At 41.6% G+C, this 24285-nt stretch carries 17 protein-coding genes; 5 read left to right on the top strand and 12 right to left on the bottom strand.

Features of this window, described 5'->3' with window-relative positions:
- Window positions 1-4 precede the first annotated feature (4 nt).
- The 8 genes from sucD to sdhC all read right to left on the bottom strand — a co-directional run bounded on the left by sucD (window position 5) and on the right by sdhC (window position 9593).
- Window positions 5-877: a succinate--CoA ligase subunit alpha gene (gene sucD / locus ABIS04_RS11150; protein ID WP_137226849.1), complete on the bottom strand. Its 873-nt coding sequence runs from the start codon at window positions 875-877 to the stop codon at window positions 5-7.
- Window positions 878-2044 (bottom strand): ADP-forming succinate--CoA ligase subunit beta, encoded by a 1167-nt coding sequence (gene sucC / locus ABIS04_RS11155; protein ID WP_137226848.1) that lies wholly within the window; start codon window positions 2042-2044, stop codon window positions 878-880.
- A gap of 76 nt (window positions 2045-2120) precedes the next feature.
- Window positions 2121-3314 (bottom strand): 2-oxoglutarate dehydrogenase complex dihydrolipoyllysine-residue succinyltransferase, encoded by a 1194-nt coding sequence (odhB, locus tag ABIS04_RS11160; protein WP_137226847.1) that lies wholly within the window; start codon window positions 3312-3314, stop codon window positions 2121-2123.
- Between the two features lie 28 nt (window positions 3315-3342).
- Window positions 3343-6165 (bottom strand): 2-oxoglutarate dehydrogenase E1 component, encoded by a 2823-nt coding sequence (gene sucA, locus ABIS04_RS11165; RefSeq protein WP_137226846.1) that lies wholly within the window; start codon window positions 6163-6165, stop codon window positions 3343-3345.
- A gap of 201 nt (window positions 6166-6366) precedes the next feature.
- Window positions 6367-7074 (bottom strand): succinate dehydrogenase iron-sulfur subunit, encoded by a 708-nt coding sequence (locus ABIS04_RS11170; protein WP_137226845.1) that lies wholly within the window; start codon window positions 7072-7074, stop codon window positions 6367-6369.
- A gap of 15 nt (window positions 7075-7089) precedes the next feature.
- Complete coding sequence (sdhA, locus tag ABIS04_RS11175; RefSeq protein WP_137226844.1) at window positions 7090-8856, bottom strand: succinate dehydrogenase flavoprotein subunit; 1767 nt, start codon at window positions 8854-8856, stop codon at window positions 7090-7092.
- On the bottom strand, window positions 8857-9204 hold the full coding sequence (gene sdhD, locus ABIS04_RS11180) for a succinate dehydrogenase, hydrophobic membrane anchor protein (RefSeq protein WP_137226843.1): 348 nt from the start codon (window positions 9202-9204) through the stop codon (window positions 8857-8859).
- Window positions 9198-9593, bottom strand: coding sequence for a succinate dehydrogenase cytochrome b556 subunit (gene sdhC / locus ABIS04_RS11185; protein WP_350431105.1), 396 nt, complete (start codon window positions 9591-9593; stop codon window positions 9198-9200). Before sdhC ends, sdhD begins: the two co-directional genes overlap by 7 nt.
- Before the next feature lie 410 nt (window positions 9594-10003).
- On the opposite strand from sdhC, the gene ABIS04_RS11190 reads away from it, so the two are divergent.
- The 5 genes from ABIS04_RS11190 to ABIS04_RS11210 all read left to right on the top strand — a co-directional run bounded on the left by ABIS04_RS11190 (window position 10004) and on the right by ABIS04_RS11210 (window position 20171).
- Window positions 10004-11290, top strand: a complete 1287-nt coding sequence (locus ABIS04_RS11190) for a citrate synthase (RefSeq protein ID WP_137226841.1) — start codon at window positions 10004-10006, stop codon at window positions 11288-11290.
- A 447-nt stretch (window positions 11291-11737) separates the two neighbouring features.
- Window positions 11738-12811, top strand: coding sequence for an efflux RND transporter periplasmic adaptor subunit (locus tag ABIS04_RS11195; RefSeq protein ID WP_350431106.1), 1074 nt, complete (start codon window positions 11738-11740; stop codon window positions 12809-12811).
- A 12-nt stretch (window positions 12812-12823) separates the two neighbouring features.
- Window positions 12824-16075 (top strand): efflux RND transporter permease subunit, encoded by a 3252-nt coding sequence (locus ABIS04_RS11200; protein WP_350431107.1) that lies wholly within the window; start codon window positions 12824-12826, stop codon window positions 16073-16075.
- Window positions 16072-19146: an efflux RND transporter permease subunit gene (locus ABIS04_RS11205; RefSeq protein WP_350431108.1), complete on the top strand. Its 3075-nt coding sequence runs from the start codon at window positions 16072-16074 to the stop codon at window positions 19144-19146. Before ABIS04_RS11200 ends, ABIS04_RS11205 begins: the two co-directional genes overlap by 4 nt.
- 143 nt (window positions 19147-19289) lie before the next feature.
- A complete protein-coding gene (locus ABIS04_RS11210) occupies window positions 19290-20171 on the top strand; it encodes an MBL fold metallo-hydrolase (RefSeq protein WP_140234420.1) in 882 nt (293 codons plus the stop codon).
- A 113-nt stretch (window positions 20172-20284) separates the two neighbouring features.
- On the opposite strand, the gene ABIS04_RS11215 is transcribed toward ABIS04_RS11210, so the two are convergent.
- The 4 genes from ABIS04_RS11215 to msbA all read right to left on the bottom strand — a co-directional run bounded on the left by ABIS04_RS11215 (window position 20285) and on the right by msbA (window position 24284).
- On the bottom strand, window positions 20285-21016 hold the full coding sequence (locus ABIS04_RS11215; RefSeq protein WP_350431109.1) for a serine/threonine protein phosphatase: 732 nt from the start codon (window positions 21014-21016) through the stop codon (window positions 20285-20287).
- 275 nt (window positions 21017-21291) lie between these two features.
- On the bottom strand, window positions 21292-21468 hold the full coding sequence (locus tag ABIS04_RS11220) for a Trm112 family protein (protein ID WP_137226835.1): 177 nt from the start codon (window positions 21466-21468) through the stop codon (window positions 21292-21294).
- Window positions 21458-22465: a tetraacyldisaccharide 4'-kinase gene (lpxK, locus tag ABIS04_RS11225; protein WP_350431110.1), complete on the bottom strand. Its 1008-nt coding sequence runs from the start codon at window positions 22463-22465 to the stop codon at window positions 21458-21460. Before lpxK ends, ABIS04_RS11220 begins: the two co-directional genes overlap by 11 nt.
- Before the next feature lie 16 nt (window positions 22466-22481).
- The gene (gene msbA, locus ABIS04_RS11230; RefSeq protein ID WP_137226833.1) at window positions 22482-24284 is read right to left on the bottom strand and encodes a lipid A export permease/ATP-binding protein MsbA; all 1803 of its coding nucleotides are present in this window, start codon (window positions 24282-24284) and stop codon (window positions 22482-22484) included.
- Window position 24285: the final 1 nt, after the last annotated feature.

Here is a 24285-nt window from a genome sequence, read left to right on the forward strand (position 1 = left end):
TTAATTACCAGCCAGTTTTAGTACGTAATGCTTTACCAATGTCAGCTAAAGAGCGAACAGTAGTTACACCAGCAGCTTCTAAAGCAGCAAACTTATCAGCAGCAGTACCTTTACCACCAGCGATAATAGCGCCAGCATGGCCCATACGCTTACCTTCTGGTGCAGTAACACCAGCAATGTAAGAAACCACAGGCTTAGTCACGTGTGCTTTGATATATTCAGCCGCTTCTTCTTCAGCATTACCACCAATTTCACCGATCATTACAATCGCTTCTGTTTGTGGATCGTTTTGGAACATTTCCAATACGTCGATGAAGTTAGTACCAGGAATTGGGTCGCCACCGATACCTACACAAGTAGATTGGCCGAAACCTTCATCAGTAGTTTGCTTAACCGCTTCGTACGTTAATGTACCAGAACGAGAAACAATACCGACTTTACCAGGCTTGTGAATGTGACCAGGCATAATACCAATCTTACATTCACCAGGTGTGATAACACCTGGACAGTTAGGACCGATCATGCGAACGCCAGTTTCTTCAAGCTTCACTTTAACTTGAAGCATATCAAGTGTAGGAATACCTTCAGTGATACAAACGATTAGCTCAAGGCCTGCATCGATTGCTTCAAGGATAGCGTCTTTACAAAAAGGTGCAGGTACATAGATTACAGTTGCAGTTGCACCTGTTTCAGCTACGGCATCTTTAACAGTGTTGAATACTGGAAGACCTAGGTGAGTTTGACCACCTTTTCCAGGAGAAACACCACCAACCATTTGCGTGCCATAAGCAATCGCCTGTTCAGAGTGAAAAGTACCCTGACCACCAGTGAAACCTTGACAGATCACCTTGGTATCTTTATTAATTAAAACAGACATTTATTTGCCCTCCGCAGCTTTAACAACTTGTTCAGCCGCGTCAGTTAGACTTGAAGCCGCGATGATATCAAGACCAGACTTAGCCAATACTTCACGACCTAATTCGGCGTTAGTACCTTCAAGACGAACAACCACTGGAACTTTAACGCCAACTTCTTTAACCGCACCGATAATACCTTCAGCGATCATATCGCAACGTACGATACCACCGAAGATGTTAACTAATACTGCTTTAACATTGCTGTCAGAAAGAATGATTTTAAAGGCTTCAGCAACACGTTCTTTAGTTGCCCCACCGCCAACGTCCAAGAAGTTTGCTGGCTTGCCACCATGTAAGTTTACGATGTCCATTGTACCCATTGCTAGGCCGGCACCGTTAACCATACAACCTACGTTACCGTCTAAAGCAACATAGTTTAATTCAAATTTAGCAGCATGCGCTTCACGAGCATCATCTTGTGATGGGTCATGCATCGCTTTGATTTTTGGTTGACGGAATAACGCGTTACCATCAATACTAATCTTGCCATCTAAACAATGAAGGTTACCTTCAGTTGTGATAACAAGTGGGTTGATTTCTAATAATGCGAAATCATAATTAGTGAACATGTTCGCTAAACCCATAAAGATCTTGGTAAACTGCTTCATTTGAGTTGGGTTTAAACCTAACTTGAAACCAAGGTCACGAGCTTGAAAAGCCTGAGGACCTGTTAACGGATCAATGATAGCGGTATGAATAAGTTCTGGCGTTTCTTCAGCCACTTTTTCAATTTCTACACCACCTTCAGTCGACGCCATAAACACAATGCGACGACTACTACGATCAACAACTGCACCTAAGTACAATTCATTGGCGATGTCAGTGCAGCTTTCAACAAGAATTTTAGCAACTGGCTGACCTTTAGCATCAGTTTGGTATGTTACTAAATTTTTGCCTAGCCAATGTTCAGCGAATGCTCTAATTTCGTCTTTACTACCGGTAACTTTTACGCCACCTGCTTTACCACGGCCGCCAGCGTGTACTTGACACTTAACAACCCATAAATTTCCGCCAATGTGACCAGCTGCTTCAACTGCTTCTTGAGCAGTATCACATGCAAAGCCTTCAGAGACTGGTAAACCATATTCGGCAAATAAAGATTTTGCCTGATACTCATGCAAATTCATGATGATCTATCCATATACTTCAAATCAAATCCAACTGGCTCATATTGAGCCAGCGACGAGGGGTTTATCTACTGTCTTATAAATCAAGTAGTAGACGAGTTGGATCTTCTAAGAAGTCTTTAATAGCAACTAAGAAGCCAACTGACTCACGACCATCAACAATACGGTGATCGTAAGAGAGTGCTAGGTACATCATAGGCTGAATAACAACCTGACCATTAACTGCCATAGGGCGATCTTTAATGGCATGCATGCCTAAAATTGCGCTTTGTGGCAGGTTCAAAATTGGCGTCGACATTAGTGAGCCGAAAACACCACCGTTAGTCACAGTGAAGTTACCGCCAGTCATGTCTGCAACAGACAATTTACCGTCACGACCTTTGATGGCTAATTCACGAACTGCTTTTTCAATTTGAGCCAAGCTCATGGTATCAGTATCATGTAAGACAGGTGTTACCAGCCCACGAGGTGTTGATACGGCAAAACTGATATCGAAATAGTTATGATAAACAATCTCATCACCATCAATAGATGCGTTAACATCTGGGAAGCGTTTTAACGCTTCTGTCACGGCTTTGATATAGAAAGACATAAAGCCTAAACGAATACCATGACGTTTTTCAAAAACTTCTTGATACTGTTTGCGAATATCCATAATTGGCTTCATGTTGACTTCGTTAAACGTCGTCAACATAGCCGTGGAATTTTTCGCTTCTAAAAGACGTGTTGCAATGGTTTTACGAAGACGTGACATTGGCACACGCTTCTCACTACGGCCTTCTAATGGCGCTACAGGTGCAACTGGCGCAGCAGTTTTCGCTGGTGCTGACTTAAGGAATGCATCAACATCATCCTTGGTCACACGTCCACCAATACCAGTGCCTTTAATTTTACTGGCATCAAGATTATGTTCAGCAATAACACGACGAACTGATGGGCTTAATGCATCATTAGATTCATCAGTAGAAGCGTCAGAGGCAGCAGCAGAAGGCGCTGATGCTTCAGCTTTAGTCACTTCTTGGCCAGACACAACACCAGGAACAAAGTTAGCAATAACTTGTTCACCTAAGACGGTGTCACCTTCTTGGAATAACAATTCAGAGATTGAACCGTCTTCTGGCGCAACCACTTCTAATACAACTTTGTCAGTCTCGATATCAACTAAGTTTTGATCGCGAGTCACCTGCTCACCAGGTTTAACATGCCAAGTAGCAATAGTTGCATCAGCAACAGATTCTGGTAATACGGGTACCTTAATTTCGATACTCATGGAAAGCTTCCCTTATATAAATTATCTATTACGACAGTTTTAATGCGCTATTTACTAATGATTCTTGCTGCTGTACGTGCAACCCAGGATAACCACATGCTGGTGCAGCAGAAGCTTCACGACCGGCATAAGTTAATTGAGCACCTGCAGGAATATTAGCCCAGAAATGATGTTGACTACAGTACCATGCACCTTGGTTTTGCGGCTCTTCCTGACACCAAACAAAATCAGTAACATGTTGATATGTTGCTAATGCTGCACGCAGTTCCACATCAGGGAACGGATACAGCTGCTCAACACGTACAATGGCAACGTTGGTGACATTTTCTTTGCGACGTTTTTCGAGTAACTCGAAATAAACCTTACCGCTACAAAATACAACGCGGTCCACTTGGCTGGCATCTAAAGTATCAATCTCACCAATGATATTTTGGAAAGTCCCTTCAGCAAGCTCTTCTAGGCTAGACACAGCCAATGGATGACGAAGTAAAGACTTAGGCGACATGACCACTAATGGACGACGCATAGGGCGAACAACTTGACGGCGCAACATGTGATAAACCTGCGCCGGAGTTGATGGCACGCACACTTGCATGTTGTGGTTAGCACATAATTGCAAGAAGCGCTCTAAACGTGCACTTGAATGTTCAGGGCCTTGACCTTCATAACCATGAGGTAACAGCATAGTCAAACCGCATAAACGGCCCCACTTTTGCTCACCAGATGATAAGAACTGGTCAATCACTACTTGAGCACAGTTAACAAAGTCACCAAACTGCGCTTCCCAAATGGTTAATCCACCAGGTTCTGCAGTTGCGTAACCGTATTCAAACGCTAATACAGAGGCTTCTGATAATACTGAGTCAATAATATCAATTGGCCCTTGTTCATCTGCCACATTACGCAAAGGTAAATAGGTAGTACCGTCATTTTGGTTATGCAACACAGCATGACGATGGAAGAATGTGCCGCGACCAGAGTCTTGACCAGTAATACGTACGCGCTTTTGGTCTTCAAGGATAGAAGCATAAGCCAATGTTTCAGCAAAACCCCAGTCTAATAATTTCTCTCCTGCCGCCATAGAGGCGCGATCAGCACAAATTTTAGCAACACGTGACTGTAATGTGTGGCTTTCAGGAATATCAACCAACTTATTGGCTAAATTCTGTAAGCGCTCCATAGACATTGAACCAGCGTATTCTTCATCCCATTCGCGATTAAGATACGGTGTCCAGTCAACGGTGTGCAACGTCATAGGACGCCATTCTTTCACCACACAATCACCAGCATCTAATGCATCACGATAATGATTAATCAAACCAGTCACTTCATCGGCTGGAATACTATTTTCAGCGATTAATTTATCAGCATAGATTTTACGTGGCGTAGGGTGTTTTTTGATTTTAGCGTACATTAGCGGCTGTGTAGCGCTAGGTTCATCAGCTTCATTATGGCCATGACGGCGATAACACACTAAATCAACGACCACATCACGATTAAACTCATTCCGGTAATCCACGGCAAGTTGAGATATAAACGCAACTGCTTCCGGATCGTCAGCGTTGACGTGGAAAATGGGTGCCTGAACCATCTTAGCAATGTCAGTACAGTATTCAGTTGAACGAGTGTCAGCATGATTTGATGTGGTAAAACCGACTTGGTTGTTGATAACAATTCGAATGCTACCACCCACACTAAAACCACGTGTTTGAGACATGTTAAATGTCTCTTGCACAATACCTTGCCCGGTAATAGCAGAGTCACCATGAATGGTAATAGGCATTACCTGAAGACCATCTTTACAACCACGACGGTCTTGACGCGCACGCACAGAGCCAATGACCACAGGATTCACAATTTCTAAGTGAGATGGGTTAAAGGCTAAGGCTAAATGAACATTGCCGCCTGGTGTTTCAAAATCAGATGAGAAACCTTGATGATATTTAACGTCACCAGAACCATGGATGTCGGCGTGTTTACCCGCAAACTCATCAAACAGTTCAGCAGGACGTTTACCTAGCACGTTAATAAGTAAGTTTAAACGACCACGGTGAGCCATACCTACAACGATTTCTTTAGTACCTGCTTCGCCAGCACGATAAATGATTTCGCGCATCATAGGAACAAGCGCATCACCACCTTCTAATGAAAAACGTTTAGCTCCAGGGAATTTAGCACCTAGGTATTTTTCGATACCTTCTGCCGCATTTAACCCTTCAAGAATTCGCTTTTTAACGTTTTTATCATAATTGGCTTTACCTAATGTCGGCTCAAGACGTTGCTGGATCCAACGTTTTTCATCGGTATCAGTGATATGCATGTATTCAGCACCAATTGAGCCACAATAAGTGCTCTTTAATGCATGAATAATATCAGCCAACTTCATGGTCTCTCCGCCCAAGGCGAATGAACCAGTATTAAACTGACGCTGCATGTCTTCAGCGGTTAAGCCGTGATAAGCAGGGTCGAGCTCCTGAACAACTTCACGCTTCCACAATCCTAATGGATCTAAATTGGCATTTTGATGGCCACGAAAACGATGGGCATTGATCAATTGCAGGACTTTAACTTGTTTCGCATCTAGCTCTGGATCGCTGACGCTGTTAGCGTTTTTTAAGCGACCTTCTAGGGCTAAGCTACGGAAATAGTCACGAACTTTAGAGTGGGCAGTTTCGGGTACATCTACTGAAGTACCATTAACCGGAGGGAGATTATCAAAAACGACCTGCCAATCAGCAGACACTGACTGTGGATCTTCTTGATAGGCTTCATACATCTCTTCTACGTAGGTCGAGTTCGAACCACTTAAATATGACGACTCGAGCCAGGCTTTCATGATGCCTTGGTGCATTGTTATTCCTTTCAAACTTGATACACGTACTAGCCATAAACATAACAGTGAGTAACTTAAGTTACATCACACGTAGACTGAAATTATCTTAACAAGATAATGTCAGGAGGTATTGCATAAATACACAAAAGAGCCATCTCCATAATGAAGATGACTCTCAACAGAGCTAATAAGTCAGACTATTTTGCTCTTCTTTATGCATTATACGGCTCGCTTAAGTAACATTGACTTGATATGACCAATCGCTTTAGTTGGGTTTAATCCTTTAGGACAAACATCAACACAGTTCATAATGCCATGACAACGGAACACACTGTAAGCATCATCTAGTTCAGATAAACGCTCCTCAGTTGCCGTATCGCGGCTGTCAATCAAGAAACGATAAGCATGTAATAAACCAGCTGGACCGATAAACTTATCCGGATTCCACCAGAAAGATGGACAAGCGGTAGAACAACATGCACACAAAATACATTCATATAAACCATCTAAATGAGCACGCTCTTCAGGTGATTGTAAATGTTCGCGAACAGGCGCCTTTTCATCATTGATCAGATAAGGCTTAATTTTTTCGTATTGCTTGTAGAACTGAGTGAGGTCAACGACCAAATCACGAACTACTGGCATGCCTGGTAAAGGACGGATTTCAATTTTCTTCCCTTTAAAGGTCGATAATGGCGTGATACACGCTAATCCATTTTTACCATTCATGTTAACACCGTCAGAACCACACACACCTTCACGGCATGAACGACGGAACGCAAGCGTTGGGTCTTGTTCTTTCAGTTTAATTAACGCATCCAGCACCATCATGTCAGAGCCATCAGGCACTTCCAGGGTGAAATCCTTCATGTAAGGCTTGGTATCTACATCAGGATTGTAACGATACAATGCAAATGTTAATTTCATCTTTGCAACTCCTGCCTAGTAGGTCCGTTTTATCGGTGGAAACGCTTCACGTAATTTAGGTGACATGTTGACATCGCGTTTGCTCATCGCTTTAGTCACTGGATTAAACAAGCTATGACATAACCAATTTTCATCATCACGTTCTAAATAATCTTCACGAGAATGCGCACCACGGCTTTCTGTACGGAAGTTAGCGGCATAAGCTGTTGCGAGCGCAGTTGCCATTAAGTTATCTAATTCTAAACACTCAATACGTTGAGTATTAAATTCGGTAGAATTGTCAGATAACTTAGCATTTTCAAGGCGTTTTTGAATCGCTTGAAGCTGTTCTAAACCTTCTGCCATGGCTTCGCCACTACGGAAAACAGAGAAATTTAACTGCATACACAATTGAAGATCTTTACGGATAACCGTAGGGTCTTCACCGTCTTTGTTGCTTTCCCAACGATTAAGACGAGCAAGTGAAGCACTAATGTCTTCGTCTGATGCTGCTTTTGGATCAGGTGTTGCATCTAACGCTTTACCTAAATGCTGACCTGCAGCACGTCCAAATACCACTAAATCAAGCAGTGAGTTACCACCTAAACGGTTCGCTCCATGTACGGATACACAAGCAATCTCACCGACAGCAAACAAACCTAATACATCTTCTTCAGTGCCATCATCATTCTTACGAATAACTTGACCACTCACTTTAGTCGGTAATCCGCCCATCATATAGTGACACGTTGGTAATACAGGGATTGGACCATCGGCTGGATCGATATGAGCAAAGGTACGTGACAATTCACAAACACCAGGAAGACGAGCTTCTAGGGTCTCTTTGCCTAAATGATCAAGCTTCAGCAACAAATGCGGACCTAATGGACCATCTAAACCACGACCTTCACGAATTTCAGTCATCATTGAACGTGCTACCACGTCACGTGATGCTAAATCTTTCGCGTTTGGTGCATAACGTTCCATGAAACGCTCGCCGTCTTTGTTTAGAAGATATCCACCTTCACCACGACAACCTTCAGTAACCAAAACACCTGCGCCAGCAATACCCGTAGGGTGGAACTGCCACATTTCCATATCTTGTAACTGAACACCAGCACGTGCCGCCATACCCACACCGTCACCAGTATTGATATGGGCGTTAGTGGTAGAAGCATAAATACGCCCTGCTCCACCTGTTGCTAAAATTGTTGCTTTGGCTTTGAAATAAACAATATCGCCTGTTTCAATTTCAATTGCAGTACAACCAACAACCACGCCATCATCGTTTTTAACCAAATCTAAGGCATACCACTCAGAATAAACGTCAGTTTTATGTTTAACGTTTTGTTGATATAAACAATGAAGCAGTGCATGTCCTGTACGGTCAGCTGCTGCTGCAGTACGTGCTGCTTGCTCGCCACCAAAGTTTCTTGATTGGCCACCAAAAGGACGTTGATAGATAGTGCCGTCTTCGAAACGAGAAAAAGGTAATCCCATTTGCTCAAGTTCGATAATGGCTTCAGGACCGGTTTGACACATAAACTCAATGGCTTCTTGGTCACCGATAAAATCGGAACCTTTAACCGTATCGTACATATGTTGTTCCCAATGATCTTCGTGCGCGTTACCTAATGCTACGGTGATACCACCTTGAGCAGAAACGGTATGTGAACGAGTTGGAAACACTTTAGATAAAAGCGCACAGCTCTTACCTTCTTTAGAAATCTGTAATGCTGCTCGCATACCCGCACCGCCGGCGCCGATTACGATTGCATCAAATTCGCGTACTGGAATACTCACTTAAACACCCCACATTATTACAATGCCTGATGCTGCATAACTTAATGCGATCAAAACAAAGGTAAACTGTAAAACCCCGCGTAATGCAGTATTTTTGACATAATCAGTCAATACTTGCCATACACCAATCCATGCATGAATAAGTAAAGCAAGCAAGGTTATTAGGGTAAAGACTTTCATCGGAAGTGAGCTATACAAACCACTCCAAATTTCAAAAGTTAATGGGGCACTACACGCGATAAAGCCAACTATGAAAATAGTATAACAAGCGAGAATCACTGCACTTGCGCGTAATAGAATATAGTCATGAACACCACTGCGTCCAAAACTTGATGCATTTATTACCATACCAAAATCCCCGCTATGATTGAAAAGGCCGCTGCTAAAGCAAAAGTAGCCTTAGCTGATGCAGTACCTGAAGCTAACTCTTCCCAACGACCAGTATCCATTACCAAATGGCGTATGCCACCTAATAAGTGATAACCCAACGCAGTTAGAATTCCCCAAAGGATGAACTTCATCACGAAACTATCGAACAAGGATTGTACGCTAGCGAAACCATCTGCTGATGTTAAAGTCGAATTTAACAACCAAAGAAGGATACCAATAGCAAATAGCATGATCACACCGGAGATGCGGTGCAGTATTGACGCGATCGCTGTCGCAGGAAAGCGAATCGTCTGCAGGTCTAGATGGACAGGTCTTTGCTTTTTCACGTTCTGCTCACTCAGCTCCATTGAGCCTTATTTTTGTTATAAATCTATTCTTTGCTTAACCATTAATAATTTGCACATAGCAAAGCATTCTCTAAACAAAAAATAGACTGCTCTTAACGCCTAAAACAGTTGAGAAAACAACAATTAGTTTATAATTTAATCATTTCCAAACTGTGACGCTCGTCGCCATTAGGGACGCAGGCAAGTATACTCGTGGGAATTGTCAAATACAAACCTCACATTATGCAAAATAAGTTTTTTTAGTGTTTTTTTATTCTAATCCAAGCGCAGAGCGGTTTTCAGAGGACATATACCATGGTCTAACAAATTTAAACGCTTATTTAAATTGAAATGTGATCCCGATCCACTGTAAAGTAATGACCGCTTAACATGCCGCACTCATATAAAGAATGAAGTAAGGAGAACGGGGTATGGCTGATAATATAGCCAAATTAGAGTTACCAGGAAACGATTCAATCGACCTACCTATTAAAAAAGGTACTGAAGGTTTTGATGTTATCGACATCAGTAAACTTGGAAAAAAAGGGTATTTTACCTTCGACCCAGGCTTTCTAGCTACTGCATCTTGTGAGTCAGCAATTACTTATATCGATGGTGATAAAGGTATCTTGTTACATCGTGGGTATCCAATTGAGCAACTTGCAACTGAATCGACATACTTAGATTTATGCTACTTGCTTCTTTACGGTGAATTACCGTCTAAAGTCGATTACGAACAATTTGTCACCACAGTGAAACAACACACTATGGTTAATGAGCAAATTGCTTTCTTCTTCAGAGGATTTCGTCGTGATGCACACCCTATGGCAATGCTATGTGGTGTAACAGGTGCATTATCTGCTTTCTATCAAGACTCTCTAGATGTTAACAATCCAGAGCACAGAGAAATTGCAGCTTATCGCTTAGTGTCTAAAATGCCGACCATTGCTGCAATGTGCTACAAATATTCAATGGGGCAGCCATTTATTTACCCACGTAACAATTTAAGTTATGCAGGTAACTTCTTGTCGATGATGTTTGCTACTCCGTGTGAAGAGTACAAGGTCAACCCAGTGATTGAACAAGCAATGGACCGTATTTTTGTACTGCATGCTGATCATGAGCAAAATGCATCAACATCAACAGTACGTTTAGCAGGTTCATCAGGCGCTAATCCATTTGCATGTATTGCAGCGGGTATAGCTTCGTTGTGGGGCCCAGCTCATGGTGGTGCTAACGAAGCTTGTCTGCAAATGCTAGAAGAAATCGGCAGCGTTGATCGCATTCCTGAGTTTATCGAGAAAGCGAAAGACAAAAACGATCCATTCCGCTTAATGGGCTTTGGTCATCGAGTTTACAAAAACTTCGACCCACGCGCTAAAGTGATGCGTGAAACGTGTCATGACGTGCTTAAAGAACTTAAAGTGGTTGATCCATTATTAGATGTAGCAATGGAACTTGAGCGTATCGCCCTTGAAGATGAATACTTTATCTCTAAGAAGCTATACCCGAACGTTGATTTCTACTCTGGTATCATCATGAAAGCCATTGGTATCCCTACCAGTATGTTTACTGTGCTATTTGCATTGTCACGTACTGTTGGTTGGATTTCACATTGGAAAGAAATGTTAGATCAACCAGGCCATAAAATCAGCCGTCCACGTCAGTTATACACTGGTGAATCGGCACGTGAATTTGTGAGTCTTGATAAACGTTAATCGTTTTGATTAATGTGATAAAAAAGCGCCGAAAGGCGCTTTTTTTGTATTTTAAGCCCATTCATTTGTCCCCATTGAATTAAATACACTTACTACTAGCATGCAACCATAGCCTCGAAGTCGTTCTACCTCTTATTCCCTAATTAATTTACTTTTTTATTGTTCGTGTTATTAAATCTTTTTCATAACCCATCATGCAGGAATAACCAATCACACCATAAGTTAACCATTTTAACTAATTTAACATTACCAAACTCACTAACACCAAACATTAAACCAACATAAATCATTGCTGCATAACATGTATTTAACATGGCATGGTTAATGCTATATGGTGAGTAATTAACATTGATTACAAATGATAACGTGACGTTTAACTGCTTAAATATAACACTAAGTACATTAGCGTCATTTAATTCAAAAAAATAATAATTGGCAGGTACTCCCATGGACAGGTTCATCAACATAAAAAAAATGGCAATCCCTTTACTTTGTATCGCAGCACTTAGCGGTTGTGGTGATGAAACAGAGCAAGCAAAAGAAGATGAAAAATTTGCTATCCCAGTTGAAACCGCACTAGTCACTACAGGCAATGTATCTTCTTTTTACAGCACCACCGCCACACTTGAGGCACCAGAAGAGTCTCATGTGATGAGCCGCATAGCTGGGATAATCGAAAAGATTAACGTTGAAGAAGGCGATCGAGTCACCAAAGGGCAAATACTTGCGGTAATTGATGCCAAACGTCAACGCTATGACTTCAATCGCTCAGAAGCCGAAGTGCAGATTATTCAGCAAGAATTAAATCGTTTAAACAAAATGAACAACAAAGAGTTTATTAGCCAAGATCAAATGGCCAAACTTGAGTTCAATCTACAAGCGGCTAAAGCTCAACGGGACTTGGCCGAGCTACAAGTTAAGGAAAGCCAAATTACCTCACCTATTAATGGTGTCATTGCCGAGCGTTATGTTAAAACCGGTAATATGGCCAAAGAGTTCCAAGAACTATTTTATGTCGTTAACCAAGACCAACTTCACGGAATATTACACTTACCAGAACAACAACTTGCCAGCCTAAGTGTTGGTCAACATGCGAGTATTATTCAGCAACATCAAACTGCAAACGCTAAAATTATTACCGCTAACGTGTTACGCATCAGTCCGATAGTAGATGCTCAAAGTGGTACGTTTAAAGTGACACTATCGGTACCCAATAAAGACGCAACATTAAAAGCAGGTATGTTTACACGCGTTGAACTAAAATACGACACCCACCTTGATGTCCTTACCGTGCCTTATAACGCATTAATCAACCAAGACAACACACAGGCTTTGTATGTGATAAAAGACACCAAGGCACAACGACGTGAAGTCACCTTGGGATATCGTGAAAATAACACGGTTGAAATTTTATCGGGTGTGGAAGATGGTGAACAAATTGTCATCCGTGGCCAACAAAACCTTAAAGATCAATCCTTGGTAGAGGTTATTACCCCACTTAGCTTCGCTGCTATTCGATAACGGAGCGGGATAATGTCTATAATTATTACTTCGGTTAAACGCCCCGTCACTGTGTGGATGTTCATGCTAGCTGTGATGCTTTTTGGCATGGTCGGATTTTCACGTCTCGCAGTTAAACTTTTGCCAGATTTGAGTTATCCCAGCGTGACAATACGCACAGCCTACGACGGTGCCGCTCCGGTTGAAATTGAACAGCTGGTATCAAAACCAATTGAAGAAGCTGTTGGGGTGGTGAAAGGACTACGGAAAATCAGTTCAATTTCACGTTCTGGTATGTCTGATGTTGTGCTCGAGTTTGAATGGGGCACCAATATGGATATGGCTAGCCTTGAAGTACGAGAAAAAATCGACACCATTGAGCTTCCTTTAGACATTAATAAACCATTATTACTGCGCTTTAACCCCAATCTAGATCCCATCATGCGCTTAGCTTTTTCTGTACCCAATGCCGATGCGGAACAGTTAAAGCAAATGAGAACCTTTGCTGATGAAGAGTTAAAACGACGTTTAGAAGCCTTATCTGGTGTTGCTGCCGTAAGGTTATCTGGTGGTTTAGAGCAAGAAGTTCACATTGAGTTAAACCAACAAAAACTGAGCCAATTAAATCTTAATGCCGACCAAATTAAGCGCCGAATAAATGAAGAAAATATCAATCTATCCGCAGGTAAAGTTATTCAAGGTGATAAAGAATATTTAGTCAGAACCTTAAATCAATTCAACTCATTAGATGAGTTAGGTCAAGTCATTGTCTACCGAGATGGCCAAACCTTAGTCAGATTATCTGATATTGCGGTGATTAGCGATGCCTACAAAGAACGTAGTGATATTACTCGTATCGGCGAAGTAGAATCTATTGAGCTAGCAATATACAAAGAAGGTGACGCGAATACCGTTGCTGTTGCGCAAAAACTACAATCTGAACTTGAAAAAATCAACCAAGCTAATGAAGATAATAAATTAAAAGTTATTTACGACCAATCAGAGTTTATTGAAAGTGCAGTGAATGAGGTAACTTCTGCGGCATTATTCGGTAGCTTATTGGCAATGCTGGTTATTTACCTATTTTTACGGGACATTATTGCCACACTCATTATTTCTATTTCTATTCCCTTTTCGGTTATTGCCACCTTTAACATGATGTATTTTGCAGATATCAGTTTAAACATTATGTCTCTGGGCGGTATTGCATTAGCGATTGGTTTATTGGTCGACAATGCCATTGTGGTATTAGAAAACATAGACCGATATAAAGCGCAGGGCATGAATAAAATGGAAGCTGCCGTCACTGGATGTAAAGAAGTCTCTGGGGCTATTTTTGCATCTACACTTACGACGTTGGCAGTATTTGTACCTTTAGTTTTTGTCGACGGCATTGCTGGAGCCTTATTTTCTGACCAAGCACTCACCGTCACGTTCGCCCTACTTGCCTCATTATTTGTTGCCTTAACAGCCATACCCATGTTGGCATCTCGTCAAGGTTTTACTAGCCTGCCGCCACAGGTTGAAGTGACCAAAAAGCCTAAGCCAACAAGCCGTAAAGGAAAAATAGCCTACTACTTACTGGCAGTGCTTAGCTTTCCATTTAAACTCTTGTTTAGCTATTTGCCTGCCGGATTGTTAACCGCCATTATTGTCATTAGCCGTTTTATCAGCAGTGTATTTGGGCTGTTACTCAAGCCCATCTGTGCAGGCTTTAACTACTTATATCGCATAGTAGAATCTATCTATTTCCGGGTGTTACATCACGCCCTACGCCACCAAGTACTCACCATTGTGTTAGCACTATTGGTGACCCTAGCGTCAAGCAGTTTACTGCCTAAGTTAGGTGTCGAGTTAATCCCGCCGATGAATCAAGGTGAGTTTTATGTCGAAATTTTATTACCACCAGGCACCGAAGTCAGTGAAACTGATGCTGTATTACAAAAACTAGCGTTGTCGATTAAAGACCGTGAAGATGTGAAACATGCTTATAGCCAAGCGGGTAGCGGTGGATTAATGACATCAGATACCGCTCGCGGCGGTGAAAACTGGGGCCGATTACAAGTGGTACTCGCAGACCCTTTAGCCTTTAACGTTGTTAGTCAGGTATTGCGAAACACAGCAAGAAACATTCCTGAACTAGAAGCTAAAATTGAACATCCTGAGTTATTCAGTTTTAAAACCCCACTTGAAATTGAATTATCAGGTTATGATTTAGCTCAACTCAAACAAAGCGCAGACCAATTGGTTAATGCCTTGTCTGAATCTGACCGTTTTAGTGACATCAATACTAGCTTACGTGATGGCCAACCAGAGATCAGTATTCGCTTTGATCATGCCCGTTTAGCAGCGCTAGGAATGGATGCGCCGACAGTCGCTAACCGTATAGCCCAACGCGTAGGTGGTACTATTGCCAGCCAGTTTACGGTACGTGATCGTAAAGTGGATATTTTGGTGCGCAGTGAGTTAAGCGAACGCGATCAGATCAGCGACATTGAATCGTTAATTATTAATCCCAATAGCGCCCAACCGATCCCATTAAGTGCTATCGCCACAATAGATTTGCAAATTGGTCCTTCAGCGATTAATCGTATCAGTCAACAGCGAGTCGCTATTGTGTCGTCTAATTTGGCATATGGTGATTTAAGCGAAGCGGTGCTTCAAGCACAACAAATACTGACTAAACAGCAGTTCCCGAGTTCGATACAGGCCAGATTTGGCGGTCAAAATGAAGAAATGGAACAATCATTTGATTCGTTAAAAATAGCCTTGGTTCTAGCTATCTTCTTAGTATATTTAGTGATGGCCAGTCAGTTTGAGTCATTGTTACATCCACTCTTAATTTTAATTGCCGTGCCTATGGCCGTTGCAGGCAGCATTATTGGTTTATTTATTACCGGAACCCATTTAAGTGTGGTGGTATTTATAGGCTTAATTATGCTGGCAGGTATTGTGGTCAACAATGCGATTGTATTAGTTGACCGTATTAATCAATTACGCCAAGAAGGCAAGGATAAGCTAACTGCGATTAATGATGCTGCGCAATCTCGTTTACGTCCTATCATGATGACAACCCTAACCACTACTTTAGGTTTATTGCCCATGGCAATAGGGATTGGCGATGGCAGTGAAGTTCGTGCGCCAATGGCGATTACTGTGATTTTCGGTTTAAGCATGTCAACCTTGCTTACATTGTTAGTTATCCCTGCTTTATATGCGTTATTTGATCGTAAACAATATATCCAAAGCGACGTTGAGCTTAATACTGCGGAGACGCCAGCATGAACATAACTCAACTGGCAATAAAGCGCCCTGTCACCACCTGTATGTTTTTCTTGGCCATCATGTTATTTGGTATGGCGGCCAGTCGAATGTTGCCATTAGAAATGTTTCCAGGGATTGATATTCCACAAATTCTGGTGCAAGTTCCGTATAAAGGCTCCAGTCCTGCAGAAGTTGAACGGGATATCACTAAAGTTCTGGAAGAATCACTTGCCACCATGAGTGGTATTGAAGAGGTGCGTTCTGATTCAACCCAAGACGGTGCTTTTATTCGACTCAACATGAAATGGGGTCAAGACGTTGCCACCAAAAGTCTTGAAGCACGTGAGAAAATCGACTCGGTAAGACATTTATTACCAAAAGATGTCGAACGCGTGATGATCCAACAGTTTTCTACCGCCGATATGCCGGTTCTGACCATTCGCATATCAAGCGAGCGTGAACTCTCTAATGCATTTGATTTATTAGACAAACAATTGCGTAAGCCACTTGAACGCGTTGATGGCGTATCAAAAGTCACCCTTTATGGCGTTGAACAAAAGCAGATTGAAATCCGGCTTGATGCCGATAAATTAATAGCTTCAAACCTTAATAGTCTCGATCTACGCACGCGTTTGCTGGCTGAAAACTTCGTCATCAGTGCAGGCACCCTTAGAGAAAACTCAAGAGTGTATCAAGTATCACCCAAAGGCGAATTTACCAGTCTCGATGATATTAACAATTTGGTCATAGTGCCAGGTATTCGCCTGCAAGATATTGCGATGGTGAATTATGCCCTGCCCGAGAAAATAGAAGGACGACATTTAGACCAAAAATATGCAGTGGGCATTGACGTATTTAAAGAGTCTGGTGCTAATTTAGTGGAGGTGTCTGATCGAGTATTAAACGTTATCGAACAGGTTAAGCAAGATCAGCAATTTAATGGCATCAAACTGTTTATCATGGAAGATCAAGCCTATGGTGTTAAATCGTCATTGAAAGACTTACTACTGTCTGGCTTAATGGGTGCGGTATTGTCATTTGGCGTGCTGTATCTTTTTTTACGTAACCTTAAAATGACCTTAGTGGTTATCTCATCTGTGCCGATTTCATTATGTATGACATTGGCTGGTATGTACTTTTTAGGCTACAGCTTAAATATTTTGTCGATGATGGGACTACTATTAGCAGTCGGCATGTTGATTGACAATGCGGTGGTGGTGACCGAAAGCGTACTGCAAGAGAAACAAGCAGCACACATTGACGACACTTGCCAGCTAAAAGCCAACCAACAAGCCGTGTTAACCGGCGTAGAAAAAGTTTCATTGGCAGTGTTAGCAGGCACATTAACCACCGCCATTGTATTTTTACCCAATATTTTTGGTGTTAAAGTTCAACTGACCATCTTTTTAGAACACGTTGCTGTCGCCATTTGTATTTCGCTGGCGGCTTCATTGTTAGTTGCAAAAACCCTTATTCCACTTATGCTTAATCACTTTCATTTTGAAGTGAAAGCCGCTAATGGCAATAATCACTTAGGGCGTTTTTATCAACGCAGCCTCACCTGGATTTTAACCCGGCCGAAACGTTCTGGTATCATCGCTTTGATGATATTGGTATCTACAGCATTGCCATTAAGCATGGTGCAACAAGATCAAGGTGATGGTGAAGGTAATGACCGTTTATACATTAATTACCAGCTAGAAGGTCGCCATAATCTAGCGGTCACTGAAGCCATGATTAATAGCATGGAAACGTATTTATACAGCAATAAAGACAAGTTTTATATTGATGCGGTTTACAGTTACTACGCCCCACAAGATGCACTATCAACCATTTTATTGCAAAAAGACATCCCAATAGACATTGGTGAGTTAAAGAAAATGATCCGTGAAGGCTTTCCTAAGTTTTCGATTGCTACGCCACAATTTGGTTGGGGCAACGAAAATAACGGTATTCGTGTGACGTTAACTGGACGCTCAACAACCGAATTAATTCGTATCAGTGAGCAAGTGATGCCACTACTCGAAGATATAGAAGGCCTAGTCGATGTACGTTCTGAAGTAAATGGTTCACAACAGGAAGTTATTGTCGTCATTAACCGAGAAATGGCTGCCAGACTGGATTTGACCTTAAGTGATATAGCATCGAACATTGCAATTGCTTTAAGAGGTTCACAACTACGTTCATTTCGTCATGATCCTAGCGGCGAATTACGTATCGAACTGGCCTATGACAAAAGCTGGCAAAAATCGCTGGAAAAACTTAAGCAACTACCGATTATTCGTCAAGGTGACCGAGTTTATACCCTAGACAGTTTAGCTGAAGCAACCGTGGTTCCACGTTTTGATACCATTCGACATTTTAATCGCCAAACAGCTTTATCAATCGGTGCAAACTTAGAAGACTTCACCACAGAAGAAGCACAAACCAAAATAACTCAAGTAATGGATTCAGTTAACTTTCCAAATGGATACGGCTATTCGCTTCGGGGTGGGTTTGAACGTCAAGATGAAGACCAGTCAATCATGGCGGTGAATATGATCTTAGCCATTGCGATGATTTATATTGTTATGGCGGCATTATTTGAATCACTGCTTTTACCAACAGCTATCATTACCTCGATCATGTTCTCCATAACTGGTGTATTTTGGGCATTGTGGTTAACAGGTACGCCGATGTCGGTAATGTCTATGATTGGCATACTTATTTTAATGGGTATTGTGGTGAATAATGGTATTGTGTTGGTTGATCAAATCAACCAAATGACTCCGGATTTAGATAAGCTAAGCGACACTATTGTCACCGTGTGTATTACCCGTTTGCGTCCAGTATTAATGACAGTTGCAACAACAGTGTTAGGCTTAGTTCCGTTAGCCATGGGAGACACCCAAATAGGTGGTGGTGGACCACCTTATTCACCAATGGCCATTGCGATCATTGGTGGGTTAACTTTTTCAACGGTAACCAGTTTGTATTTAGTGCCATTGTGCTACCAAGCTCTTTACTTAATGAGGCATAAGGCAGCTATTCGATTAGGCTTAGCCAACACTTTTGCTCAAAAACTGTTACCTTGGACTAATACTAGTCGTTAATCGTCTTAGAATAATGCGACTACATTAGCTATTGCGTTAACGACAAGCTACCACAAAGCCTTAACAGCTATGTGATCTAATACGTTGAATTAGTAGTATTGATAACAACTAGCTCGCTAAGACAGTAAATAAAAGGGACAAACATGAAACTGAGATTCCAACGAAAAATTATTGGATTAAGTGCTTTTGCAATGTTGGCTTTCAGCAACGTTTTAGTGGCAGATGACACCATGAGTGATGTTACTATCACCTCGAAAAAACTAGATAATAATACTTATATGTTTATGGGTGCCGGTGGCAATATTGGTGTTTCTGCAGGGGACGACGGTATATTGATCATCGATGACCAATTTGCACCATTAGCCGATAAAATTACTGCCGCGCTCAATCAAATTCAACCCGGTGTACCGAAATACATAGTGAATACTCATTACCATGGTGATCATACTGGTGGTAATGCTCATTTTGGCGAGCAAGGTACAATCCTAGCCCATCATAATGTGCTCAAACGTCTTAGTGAAGATAACAGTACGCCCACCTCAGCACTGCCTGTTATCACTTTTGAAGAAAACATCTCAATACATTTCAATCACGATACTTTAGAAGTTATCCACCTAGGCCCCGGCCATACCGACGGAGACAGTGTTGTAATGTGGGAGAAAGCAAATATCATTCACATGGGCGATTTATACTTTAAAGACCGCTTTCCGTACATTGATTTAGCGGCGGGAGGTTCTGTGACGGGTTACCGAGAAAATGTTAGTTTAATACTCGACCGTTTAGACAATAAGACTAAAGTGATACCCGGTCATGGCGCGTTAGCCGATAAAAATGCACTGTTAAAATTTAAGCATATGCTTGATGACAGTATTAATTGGATGCGTGGTGAAATAGAAATGGGCCATGATTTAGCTACCATCAAAAAACAGGGCGTGCCAGCAAAATACGCTAATTGGGCTTGGGGATTTATCTCTGCAGACAAATGGATTGAAACCTTATATCAAGACCTATCCACAAAAACTTAAATGGCTAACCTATCTCGGTAAAATAAATATCACTGTCAACTTACATATAAAAGCTTGCTGTTCTAAGCAAGCTTTTTGTATAAACATCAACATAATTAAAGACAGAACAGCCACTATGCTAGTATCAAAGGCGCCTGTCTGAAATGCCATAATACCCAATATACCGGCTTCAAATCTTTTCCACCAATGTCACGAAATGGTCTAGCAAAATAATATAACCATTGCCAAGAAGCTAAAAACTGCTTGGCTTTTTGCCATATCATTTCTCCACCGGCTTTACGATAACAATCAATAGCTAGATTAATCGCACTATTCTTGGGGCCAATGTAACGATATAAGCTATGGATAAAGACTAACAAATCACGAACTTGTTGAGAAACAACAGATTTGTGTTGTTGATTCGCTTCAAAATCAATAAACTTCACCTCACCGGCTTGCCAGCTAATATCTCGCAATGCAGGACGACCATGAGCAAGCTGCATACTGTGAAGTTTAGCCAACGCAGCACTGGCATCGTTTAAAATTGGTTGCCACAAAATTTCATTTGTATGTTCAAGAACATGATTAATGGTCTCACCAACATCCTCGACCACCATATAACCGTCGCCAAAATCAACAACGGCAGGCACAGGAGCACCTAAATGACTTAAGGTGTTTAACACCCCAATTTCTTTATTTAGTGCCTCCGCAGAGTTTTGCTTTAACAAACGCATTGCACCGGCAAGCTGTTCAACTTGTTTCAACCAATAACGTTTCCCCTGAAACTCAAATGACACCACTCGCTCGCCACGATGCTCGCGAAAGACACTCGCTACACATTGTTGAAAGCTATCATTTTCAGCCATAAAAACCTACTCAACAACTTACTATTACTGATTGCTAAATTATCTTCCTCAGTTTTAAAACATTCAATTAAATTAATGTTTTTTAATGCTTATTTATGAATTTATAGCCTTCAATAGCAAATCTATACATACCTTTTATACAATCTAAAAACACAAAAGATACATTTTTCACCGCTGATATTAATTGCAATAACATTCACTTTTTAAATATTGACCAACAAAAAAACGCCCTTCCGGGCGCTTAGTCATCTCTACTCAAAAAAGCGATAAATAAGTTACTCTATCACCAGTGCCGTAGCGCGATTTTCCAATAATACTGGTATGCCTTCAGTAATTGGGTAAGCTAACTTATCAAACTTACATATCAACTGTTGTGATTCTTTGTCGTATTCTAGCTTTCCTTTACATACTGGGCAGGCCACAATTTCGAGTAATTTTCTATCAAATGCCATGAGACAATCCTTTTTTAGTTTGAGCCACTTGTTGTAATCGGCTCAACATTGCGTGATCAAATTCTGAGTTAAGCTTCGCATTTACAGGTAAATACCACCAGTTTGATTGTGCAAAATCGCGACATTTAACCGCATCTTTTTCAGTCATTAATAATGAATGCTGCACAGATAACTCATTTAATTGCTTTGGGTCAAAAGCTTGATGGTCTGTAAATTCAATTGTTTGTACTACTTTATAACCTAACTGGCTAATACTATTAAAGAAACGTTGCGGATTACCAATGCCCGCCATAGCCACGACACTGTGCTGTTGACTAAATTCATCGTGTAGGTTGCTATCAACCTGGCAAAGTGCAGCTGGCTCTAGTGTCATCAGCACTTCACCGTTCAGAGCAGGCCCGCCATTGTTTATCACGAAATCAACTGAATTTAACCGCCATAACCCCTCTCTCAAGGGACCTGCGGGTAACAAGCAGTGATTTCCATAACGCCGTTCACCATCAACGAGTGCTATTTCAATATCGCGTCCTAGCGCATAATGTTGTAAACCATCATCACTGATAATCACATCAACATCAAAGTCTGCTAATAACGTTTGTGCAGCCGCTATTCTTTTACTGCCTACAACCATAGGTACTTGAGTACGAGCAACAATCATTGCAGGCTCGTCACCTACATCACTGGCTTTTGCATTAATATTAACGGCAGCAACGCCATCAATATTAACTCCATAACCTCGACTTATCACACCTGGTTTATAACCATGTTGGCGCAATAACTCGATTAAATAAATCACCGTGGGCGTTTTACCACTCCCGCCCGCCGTTATATTACCAACAACAATTACGGGTACAGGCAACACTTGTGCGTGCTTAAATCCGTAATTAAATAGGGCTCGCCTAATCGTGGATATTAACCAAAACAATCCAGACAAAGGTAATAAGAACCACTTGGCTTGATGACCTTGGTACCAAATGCGATGAATAAGCTGTTGCATCACAAACACCTAATCATTATTGACTGAACTGCATTTGATAAAGATTAGCGTAAATACCTGCTTGAGCGATTAACTCACTGTGATTACCGCGTTCAACAATTTTCCCTTGATCAATAACCAAAATTTCATCAGCACTTTCTATGGTTGATAAGCGATGGGCAATCACAATCGAAGTACGATTATGACGCAGATTATCTAAGCCTTTTTGAATCGCTTTTTCTGATTCGGTATCCAGAGCAGAAGTTGCTTCATCTAAAATTAATACTGGTGCATCACGGAGCATAGCGCGAGCAATAGCAATACGTTGACGTTGACCGCCCGAAAGCAACACGCCATTTTCGCCAACTTGAGTATCTAGTCCTTCTGGTAAGGTTTCGATAAATTCCATCGCATAAGCTAATTCAGCGGCATGGATAATCTGCTCTCGTGTGACGTCACCTGGATAGGCATAAGAAATGTTATTGGCAATGGTGTCATTGAACAGGGTCACTTGTTGCGACACTAACGCGACTTGATTACGTAATGATTTAAGCTGATAGTCATAAATACTGGTGTCATCAAGACGAATGTCACCGGTTGATAAATTACCATAAAAGCGGGTGATCAGACTGGCGATAGTCGATTTCCCAGAACCAGAACGTCCAACGAGTGCGACGGTTTTACCCGGCTTAACCTCAAAGTCAATCCCATTTAAAGCGGGCTTTTCTTGGCCAGGATAGGTAAAGGTGACATTATCAAAGGTCAACTTACCTTGTACTCGGTCAATACTAAACTCACCATTATCGGGTTCTGGTGCGGTATCTAATAATTCAAAAACTGTTGTGCAAGCTGCTATACCGCGTTGAAATTCAGCATTAACTCGAGTTAAGTTTTTAATCGGTTGAAGCATAGCTAGCATGGCACCTAAAATAGCTGCAAATGTACCAGCCGTTAAATCAGTTTTCATGCTATCCCAAGTGGCTGCATACAGTACAAATGCCAATGCGAACGAACCAATTACCATAATAAGCGGCTGGCTAACTGACTGTGCGACTGCAAGTTTCATATTTTGGTAGCGATTACGATCGTTAACTTGGAAAAAACGATCAACCTCTGTTTTTTGGCCACCAAACACTAATACGTTTTTATGTCCCTTAATCATCTGCTCAGTAGTAGCAGTCACCCCACCCATTGCAGATTGAATCTGTTTAGACACTTTACGAAAGCGCTTACTAACAATACTGATCACTATTCCCATTATTGGGCCTATTACCAATATGCATAATGATAGTTTCCAAGAATAGTAAAACATAATGCCTAACATCCCGATGGCTGTCATGCTGTCACGGACAATTGAAATTAACGCACTACCAGATGCTCGGGCTATTTGCTCCGTATCAAACGTAACGCGCGAAATCAAATTACCGCTATTTTCACGGTCGATATAACTCACGGGTAATCGCAGATAATGCTCAAACACTTGTTGGCGCATATCCATAATGAGTTGTGCACTCATATACGACACGCAATAAGTCGATACAAAGTTAGCCACGCCACGTAAGCTGAACATCAGAATGACCGCAATTGGAGCCATTAACATAATGTCTTTATTGGCGTTAAAACCACCATGAGTCGGCAAGTCGACACCCGCAACTATTGTCGGTGTTTGGCTAAATCCCTCGTCGATAAATGGTTTAATAAATGCAATAAACGCCGCATCTACAGCACCATAGGTGATAAGACCTAGTACAGCCATAATAAACATGGTTTTCATTGGTACGACATAGGTCATCAAACGTTTGAAAACGACCCACATTTCATTTTTAGGTGATGCTGACATT

This window comes from Shewanella sp. H8, from assembly GCF_040285065.1.
GTDB classification, from domain to species: domain Bacteria; phylum Pseudomonadota; class Gammaproteobacteria; order Enterobacterales; family Shewanellaceae; genus Shewanella; species Shewanella polaris.